Source organism: Streptomyces sp. NPDC032126 (genome assembly GCF_055580085.1).
In genome coordinates this window covers 426287-434255 of the sequence record NZ_JBVIMA010000009.1, presented here as the reverse complement: position 1 = coordinate 434255, position 7969 = coordinate 426287, and the positions used below count along the sequence as shown (strand labels likewise).

General features: G+C 73.7%; 8 protein-coding genes. 5 read left to right on the top strand and 3 right to left on the bottom strand.

Annotated features, from left to right (window positions below; genetic code table 11):
* Nucleotides 1-208: 208 nt before the first annotated feature.
* Nucleotides 209-394, top strand: coding sequence for a hypothetical protein (locus tag ACZ5NW_RS31285; RefSeq protein WP_468747338.1), 186 nt, complete (start codon nucleotides 209-211; stop codon nucleotides 392-394).
* A gap of 18 nt (nucleotides 395-412) precedes the next feature.
* On the opposite strand, the gene ACZ5NW_RS31280 is transcribed toward ACZ5NW_RS31285, so the two are convergent.
* Nucleotides 413-2056 (bottom strand): DNA repair helicase XPB, encoded by a 1644-nt coding sequence (locus ACZ5NW_RS31280; protein ID WP_468747337.1) that lies wholly within the window; start codon nucleotides 2054-2056, stop codon nucleotides 413-415.
* A gap of 139 nt (nucleotides 2057-2195) precedes the next feature.
* Between ACZ5NW_RS31280 and ACZ5NW_RS31275 the strand changes: the two genes are divergently transcribed.
* Complete coding sequence (locus ACZ5NW_RS31275) at nucleotides 2196-2735, top strand: hypothetical protein (protein ID WP_468747336.1); 540 nt, start codon at nucleotides 2196-2198, stop codon at nucleotides 2733-2735.
* 13 nt (nucleotides 2736-2748) lie between these two features.
* Here the strand turns inward: ACZ5NW_RS31275 and ACZ5NW_RS31270 are convergent, their stop codons facing one another.
* Nucleotides 2749-5289: a helicase-associated domain-containing protein gene (locus ACZ5NW_RS31270; protein ID WP_468747335.1), complete on the bottom strand. Its 2541-nt coding sequence runs from the start codon at nucleotides 5287-5289 to the stop codon at nucleotides 2749-2751.
* A gap of 139 nt (nucleotides 5290-5428) precedes the next feature.
* Between ACZ5NW_RS31270 and ACZ5NW_RS31265 the strand changes: the two genes are divergently transcribed.
* Together ACZ5NW_RS31265 and ACZ5NW_RS31260 are read left to right on the top strand one after the other, a co-directional pair.
* On the top strand, nucleotides 5429-6382 hold the full coding sequence (locus ACZ5NW_RS31265; protein ID WP_468747334.1) for a hypothetical protein: 954 nt from the start codon (nucleotides 5429-5431) through the stop codon (nucleotides 6380-6382).
* Nucleotides 6383-6469: 87 nt separating this feature from the next.
* Nucleotides 6470-7147 carry an HAD family hydrolase gene (locus ACZ5NW_RS31260; protein WP_468747333.1) on the top strand — a complete coding sequence of 226 codons (678 nt, stop codon included), beginning with the start codon at nucleotides 6470-6472 and terminating at the stop codon, nucleotides 7145-7147.
* Here ACZ5NW_RS31260 and ACZ5NW_RS31255 read toward each other — a convergent pair.
* Nucleotides 7117-7374 carry a hypothetical protein gene (locus tag ACZ5NW_RS31255; protein WP_468747332.1) on the bottom strand — a complete coding sequence of 86 codons (258 nt, stop codon included), beginning with the start codon at nucleotides 7372-7374 and terminating at the stop codon, nucleotides 7117-7119. The genes ACZ5NW_RS31260 and ACZ5NW_RS31255 overlap by 31 nt on opposite strands.
* A gap of 151 nt (nucleotides 7375-7525) precedes the next feature.
* Between ACZ5NW_RS31255 and ACZ5NW_RS31250 the strand changes: the two genes are divergently transcribed.
* Nucleotides 7526-7909: a cold-shock protein gene (locus ACZ5NW_RS31250; RefSeq protein ID WP_468747331.1), complete on the top strand. Its 384-nt coding sequence runs from the start codon at nucleotides 7526-7528 to the stop codon at nucleotides 7907-7909.
* Nucleotides 7910-7969 lie beyond the last annotated feature (60 nt).

Sequence of the window (7969 nt, the reverse complement as noted above, 5' to 3'; positions counted from 1 at the left end):
GCTGGCATCTGGCACAACTGGACCACCGGCGCCAAGATCAAACGATCTCTCATCGCCTACGACCACTGAGAACATCGGACTCATTCATCTAGGGGACGGCGCCCTCCTTCCCGGGGGTGAGGGTCCCTCCCGGGGTGGAGCCGGGTGGAGTGCGGGTTCGGCCTGTGGACCGATGCCTCACTCCCGTCCCGGATCGCACCATGGATACATGAGCGCAGCGACCTTCACCCCAGCACCCGCTCCGGGCCGACCGTCCGGCGCCACCCCCCTGTCCGGCACCCACCGCCACCTCGTCGGCGACGCCCTGCACGCGATACGCGTCTTCGCGGGCGCCGCCTTCGACGTGATCATCCTCGGCGAGTACGGCGAAGAGGCCGGCGTCCGCCGCAAGTGAGCCGAGCCGTCCCGGGGCTCAGCTCTCCGCGAGGAGTTCGTCGGCGTCGACGATGCGATAGGCGTAGCCCTGTTCCGCCAGGAAGCGCTGGCGGTGGGCCGCGAAGTCCTGGTCGATCGTGTCCCGGGCGACGACCGAGTAGAAGTGGGCCTGGTGGCCGTCCGCCTTCGGGCGCAGCACGCGGCCCAGCCGCTGGGCCTCCTCCTGGCGCGAGCCGAAGGTGCCCGACACCTGGATGGCGACCGTCGCCTCCGGCAGGTCGATCGAGAAGTTCGCGACCTTGGACACCACGAGCACGCTGATCTCGCCCTCCCGGAAGGCGTCGAAGAGCTTCTCGCGCTGCGCGTTGGAGGTCTCCCCCTTGATCACCGGCGCGTTCAGATGCTCGCCCAGCTCGTCCAGCTGGTCGATGTACTGGCCGATGACGAGGATCTGCTGCCCGGCGAAGCGCCGCACCAGCGCCTCCGTGACCTTCCGCTTCGTCGCGGTCGTCGCACAGAAGCGGTACTTCTCCTCCGTCTCGGCGGTGGCGTAGGCCAGCCGCTCGGAGTCCGTGAGGTTCACGCGGACCTCCACACAGTCCGCCGGCGCGATGTAGCCCTGCGCCTCGATCTCCTTCCACGGCGCGTCGAACCGCTTCGGGCCGATCAGCGAGAACACGTCCGACTCGCGGCCGTCCTCGCGCACCAGCGTCGCCGTCAGGCCCAGGCGCCGCCGCGCCTGGAGATCCGCCGTGAACTTGAAGACGGGAGCCGGCAGCAGATGCACCTCGTCGTAGACGATCAGCCCCCAGTCCCGGGAGTCGAAGAGCTCCAGGTGCGGGTAGACGCCCTTCCGCCTGGTCGTCAGCACCTGGTAGGTGGCGATGGTGACGGGCCGGATCTCCTTGCGCGTCCCGCTGTACTCGCCGATCTCCTCCTCCGTCAGCGAGGTCCGCTTCACCAGCTCGTGCTTCCACTGCCGCGCGGAGACCGTGTTCGTCACCAGGATCAGCGTCGTCGACTTGGCCTGGGCCATCGCCCCGGCCCCGACCAGCGTCTTTCCGGCGCCACAGGGCAGGACGACGACTCCGGACCCGCCGTGCCAGAAGCCCTCCACGGCCTGCTTCTGGTAGGGCCTGAGCGCCCAGCCGTCCTCCGCCAGCTCGATCGGGTGCGCCTCGCCGTCGACGTACCCGGCGAGGTCCTCGGCCGGCCAGCCCAGCTTCAGCAGCGTCTGCTTGATCTGCCCCCGCTCCGAGGGGTGCACGACGACCGTGTCGGGGTCGATGCGGGCGCCGACCAGCGGGGCGATCCGCTTCGAGCGCAGCACCTCTTCGAGGACCGGCCGGTCGGTGGTGGTGAGCACCAGTCCGTGCGCCGGGTGCTTGCTCAGGGTCAGCCGGCCGTAGCGGTCCATCGTGTCCGCGATGTCGACGAGCAGCGCGTGCGGCACCGGGTAGCGGCTGTACGTCACCAGGGCGTCGACGACCTGCTCGGCGTCGTGCCCGGCCGCGCGGGCGTTCCACAGGCCGAGCGGGGTCACCCGGTAGGTGTGGATGTGCTCGGGCGCCCGCTCCAGCTCCGCGAACGCGGCGATCGCCCGGCGGCACTCGTCGGCCCGCTCGTGGTCGACCTCCAGGAGCAGGGTCTTGTCGGACTGGACGATGAGAGGACCGTTCACGTACGTACATCCCTTCCGCGCGGCCAAACGTCCAGTGTGCCGCACCCGGCGGGGAAACGGCGGGGCCCGTCCGCGCAACCGTGCGCCCGGCTCGGCTGTCTCACCGGTGGAGCAAGCCGTTCATGGGGGGAGGGGGCGTATGTCGGCAGGCAGATGGGCCACCGGCGCCGGTGCGGTGGTGGTGCTGGTGGGGACGGGTGCCTGGGTGATGTGGCCGGCGGACGTCGACGCGGGGCTGTGGAGCGAGGTCCGGCCGGTGATCGAGGCCCGGCTGGTGACCGAGTCGCAGGGCGGCGGATACGGGGAGGCCGTGCCCGGCCTGGGCGCGCGCTGGTTCTGCCGGGCGGAGGCGATCGGCCTGGAGGAGGGCGGCGACCGCGTCCGGGCGGGCGTCGACACGCTGTGCGTGGAGTACGGGGTGCGGGACGGCGGCCTGGTGGAGTGCAGCGCCGCGCACGTTCCGCAGGTGGTCCGGCTGGTTCGGGAAGCGGACGGCGCCTACCGGGTCGTATCGCGCGACGAGGCTCCCGACGGGGCCGGGAACGCGCGCTGGAAGCGGAGCCACTTCGGTGTCCTCGCCGCGTACCGGCTGGACGACCCGATGCCGCCCGACGCGCTTCGGGCCCAGGCCCGAGCGGCCTTCGGACTCCCGGCGGACGCCCCGGTGGGCGACTGCTGAACCATGCGGGCGCTCAGTCCTCCCCCAGCTCCGCCACCCCCGTGATCCGGTGCAGCGGGAAGGTGCGGACCTCGTCCGCCGTGTGGTCGTAGGCCGTCACGAACCCGCCCTCCACCCGCACCGGGGCGATGACGCGCTGGCTGGCGGCGCCCTCTGCGTTGACGTAGCCGATCCACAGCGCCTCCCCGGTCAGGACGGCCGCCTGCATGGTGGCCAGGGTCTCCGCGGCGGACGTGCGCGGCAGTTCGCCGGGAGCGAGGGGCGTCTGCGTCGCCTTGCGGGGCGCGGTCGAGGCCAGGTCGCCCGCCCGGATCGCGCGGATCGCGGCCGCGAGCAGCGTGCCGTCGGGCACCGGCGGGCCGTCCGGCACCGGCTCGGGGGCGGTGCGGGGCGGGGTGCGGTGGGCGTCGGCCCGGGTGATCAGCACATCGCCCTCGGTCGACTCCGCCGCCGGCGCGAAACCCATCGCGCGCAGCCCCTCCAGCAGGCTCGCCGGGTCGGCCTGGGCGGCGAGCACGGTCGGGGCGAGGCGGCGCAGCCGCAGGGCGGCGGCGCGCTTGTCGGCGAGGATCTCGTTCAGCAGGGCGTCGTCGTCGCAGCGGACGTACGCCGAGGCCGCGCCCACCCGCAGATGCCCGTGCTTCCTGGCCACGTCGTCGATGAGATAGGCGAGCGGCTGCGGGACGGGCGTGCGGGAGTGCGCGGCGAGGAAGGCGTGCAGGTCGGAGGCGCTGCGTCCGGCGTCCAGGGCGCGGCGTACGGAGGCGGGCGTGAAGCGGTAGACGGTCGCCCCGCCCTTGGACTCCACGTCGGCGAGCACCCCGAGCACATCCGCGAGCGGCCGCTGGAGCGGTCCGGGCGCCACCGCCGTCAGGTCGGCCTGGAGCAGCACATGGTCGAGCGGCTCGGGCAGCAGCGGCGCGAGCAGCCGCCCAGCGGCGGCGGAGGCGACGGCCTGCTCGGGCGGGGCGAGCGGGGGCGGCGCGGGGGCGTGCCGGTGATGGACGGGCAGCTTGTCGCCGGGTCCCTGAGGTTCGGGTGCGGGTGCGTGCGGCTCGGGTGCGTGCGGCTCGGGCGCCCCGATCAGGGCCCGCCCGTGCCCCGACAGCGCGCCCCGGCCGGTGACGCCGAGCAGTTCGGCCTCCTGGAGCGTCCAGCGCGCCAGCCGGGCCCGGAGGTCGTCGTCGCGCTGCGGGCCCCGCAGCGGGCGTTCCCAGCGCAACCGCGCCAGGACCGACTCCGGGTCGGGGGCCGTGCCCTCCGGCAGGGACGCCAGCAGGGCCAGCACCCGGTGCCGTACCTCCGGGGCCGCCGAGCGGTCCAGGCCCGGGCCCAGCGCGGACAGCGTCCGCTCCTTCGCGTCCCGGCCGCCGACCACGCCGGCCGTCCGGGTCGCCGTCAGCCAGCTCTCCGCGAGCCGCGCCCACCGCTCGCCGGCGGGGCGCTCCAGCCACTCGTCGTAGGCGGGGGTGGCCGCGTACCGCTCGTCGGCCTCGCCGTCCGAGGCGAGCAGCCCGGCCGCGTAGGCCAGCTCGACCCAGAACGCGGCGACCGGCTCGGACACGTCGAGGGCGACCGCGGTCCGCTTGAGGTCGCGCACGCTCAGCCCGCCGGCCCGCAGCACGGCGGGCCCGCCCTCGTCCCAGTCCTTCAGCAGTTCCTCGATCGTCGCCAGCGCGGTGTACGCCTGGCCGGCCGCGGTCGCGTCCACAACCTGTGGACGGTGGGTGGCGGCCGGCTCCACGGCCGGCGGCACCGGCTCCGGCCGCCGGTGCGCGCGCCCGTCGCGCAGATGCAGGGCCACCTCACGGGGCAGGACGACCGTCCCGGGCGCCGTCGGCAGCAGCAGCCCCCGGTCGAGCAGCCAGCGCAGATGGGCCGCCGGATCGGCGGTGACCTGCCCGTACGGCGGCCCCCACACCAGCCGGGACAGCACCTGGAGGGACTCCTCGGGGGCCCCGGCCAACAGCTTCCTCATCCGCTTCCGGTCGGTGAACAGGGTGCTCAGGGCGGCCGCCGCCGAGACCGAGTCATGCGTGGACGGCAGGCCGAGCGCCGCGACCAGTTCCTGGATGCGGCCCGGGGACATGCCCGCCGTCACCTCCTGCACGGCCGGCCCGAGTCCGGTCGGCGAGGGGTGCTGCGCGGACGGCGCGAGCAGCTCGCGCGCGGTCCGCACCAGCCGCAGCCGGTCGTCGTCGCCCCACACCAGCGCCTGCTCGCGCAGCCCGGTCAGTGCGCGCGGCAGCGCGGTGGCCACCGCCGGGTCGCGGTCGTCGCCGGCCATCAGACTCAGCAGCTCGTCGTAGGTCGCCGGGTCCCCGGCCACGGCCAGCGCCTCCGCCGTCTGGAGCGCGAAACGGTCCAGCCGCTCCAGGGCGCGCACCACGGAGGCGCGGGTCCCCGCGCGGGTGGCGAGCTGGGTCAGGTCGGTGGGGACCGGGGTGATCAGGTCGGGACGGGCGCGCAGGAGCGCGGCCAGGGAGGCGTCGTCCCTCGCACGGAGCGCTTCCGCGAGGGAGCGGGGGGCCGGGTTCGGCTGGGCGCTGCTCATTCGGTTCACGTTACGGGGACTCCGGCGCCGCGCCCAAGCATCCGGGGAATCCGCGGCCGGGCGGGCGCGGCGCCGCCGTCCGCGAACCCACCTGACACATCCGCGCGTTGCCCGCGTCCCCTGCGCTACTTTCGAGACCGTGGGCATCGAGAGCGACCAGGTCGTCTACGAGTATCTGAGCCGCGTCGGCGATGTGGCGCACCAGCAGCAGCTGGCGTCGGCCACGCGGATGCGGCTCGTGTCCGAACTGCGCGAGGAGATCGACCGGCGCCGCGCCAAGGCCCCCGTCGACTCGCCGGCCTCCGTGCGCCGCATCATCGCCCGCCTCGGCAGCCCGGACGACGTGGTCGCGGCGGCGGCCGGGACGGGATCGGCGGCGCCGGAGACACCGACGCCCGCCGTGCCCGTACAGCGCGAGGGCGAGACGGTGCCGGAATCCCGGCCCAGGGAATCCCGGCGCGGTGTGCCCGGACCCCGCCCCTCCGACGCCGGACCCGGTGACGTACCGGCCCCGCGGCGCGCCGAGGAGCGGGACGACTGGTGGCGCCGGGGACCCTTCGCGCCTCTGGGCTACGACGACGAGGACGTACCGGGGTTCGTGGGCGGCATCGAGATCCCCGAACTGCTCAAGCCAGGCCCGCCGCGGCGGGAGGAGCCCGAGCCGAAGGCCGCCGCGAAGGAACCCGAGGCCGACGCCGAGGCCGACGCCGGCGAGAGCGCCCGCCCCCGGCGCCGGTTGCTCCGCCTGCCCTCCCGCCGCTGGAGCAACCCCCTGCTCCTGCTGGCCGCCGCCTGTCTGTTCGCCGGAGCGGTCCTCAGTCAGCCCGTCGCCCTGCTCCTGGGCTGGGCCATCGCCTACGTCTCGCGCCGGCTGACCGACACGGAGACGAAGATCGCGGTGATCTGGCTGCCGGGCGCCGCCGTCGCCGCCGGACTGGTCTGGCTGTGGGGCCGCAACGACGGCCGCTGGGGCGACCCGATCGCCGAGGGCCGGATGAACGAGGCGATCGCCGAGACCTGGCCCTGGGTCCTGCGCGCCGCGGCCATCGCCTCGGCCCTGTTCGTGCTGTGGCGCTCACAGCGGAAGCGGTAGGACCAGCACCAGCACCAGGACCAGGGGATCGTCCCGGCAGTCGGTCTCCGCCGCGGGCATGATCCGCTGCCCGGCAGAATGACCCATATGGCCTACACGAGCGCATCCGAGCCCGCCCCCGCCGCCACGTCCCCTTCCGCTTCCGCGCCCACCGTCGGGTTCGATCTCGACATGACCCTGATCGACTCCCGGCCCGGCATCCACGCCTGCTACGTGGCGCTCGCCGAGCGGACGGGGACGTACATCGACGCGGATCTGGTGGTCACCCGGCTCGGGCCGCCGCTGGAGGAGGAGATCGCGCGGTGGTTCCCGGCCGAACGGGTCGCGGCCGTCGCCGATCTCTATCGCGCGATGTATCCGGAGCACGCCATCACCGGCACGCTCGCGATGCCCGGCGCCCACGAGGCCGTCGCGGCCGTCCAGGAGGCCGGCGGCCGCGCCCTCGTGGTCACCGCCAAGTGGGAGCCGAACGCCCGCCTCCACCTGGGGCACCTCGGTATCGAACCGGACGCGCTGATCGGCAACCTGTGGGCCGAGCAGAAGGCGCTGGCCCTGCGCGAGCACGGCGCGAGCGTGTACGTCGGCGACCACGTCGGAGACGTCCGCGGCGCCCGCGCGGCCGGGGCGCTGTCGGTGACCGTGCCGACCGGCCCCTGCACGGCGGACGAGCTGCGCGAGGAGGGCGCGGACGTCGTCCTCCCCGACCTCACCGCGTTCCCGCGCTGGCTCGCGGACTACCGGGCGGCGGCCGCCTCACGCGCCTGACGCCGGCCCGCCGCGACGGACCGCAGCACACCGGCTCCGGCGATGAGGAAGCCGACGCCCATGAGCATGCTCAATCCGAACATGTACGTCGGAAAAGGCGTCGTTCCGAGGAAGAGCGGGGCCACGGTGACGAGAGTGGCCACGGCACCCACGAAGAAGACGATGGCACCGGCACGGATCAGTCGGTCACCGGGCGCGGCGGAATTCGTTTGGGTTTTGTCACGCACCGGACCAGGGTAGTTCCCAGCCCGTAGGAACAACCGGGCGACGTCTTGTCAGGGGCCCGGAGACCATTAGCCTTGGTACCGGCGGGTCATGGTCGACCCGCCTGACGGCGTTATAAGCAGTTTTCCGACGAGTACGAGGACGAGGACAGACGTGCCTACCGGCAAGGTCAAGTGGTTCAACAGCGAGAAGGGCTTCGGCTTTCTCTCCCGCGACGACGGCGGTGACGTCTTCGTTCATTCCTCGGTCCTCCCCGCCGGCGTGGAGACATTGAAGCCGGGTCAGCGGGTGGAGTTCGGCGTGGTCGCCGGACAGCGCGGCGACCAGGCCCTTTCCGTCACGATTCTCGACCCGACCCCCTCGGTCGCGGCGGCGCAGCGCAAGAAGCCCGACGAGCTCGCGTCGATCGTCCAGGACCTGACGACCCTTCTGGAGAACATCACCCCGATGCTGGAGAAGGGCCGTTACCCCGAGAAGACCTCCGGCAAGAAGATCGCGGGCCTGCTGCGCGCGGTCGCCGACCAGCTGGACGTCTGACCAGTTGGACGTCTGACCGGCGAGAGCCGCCGAAAGGGGCGCGGACCGGCGAGGACGCGC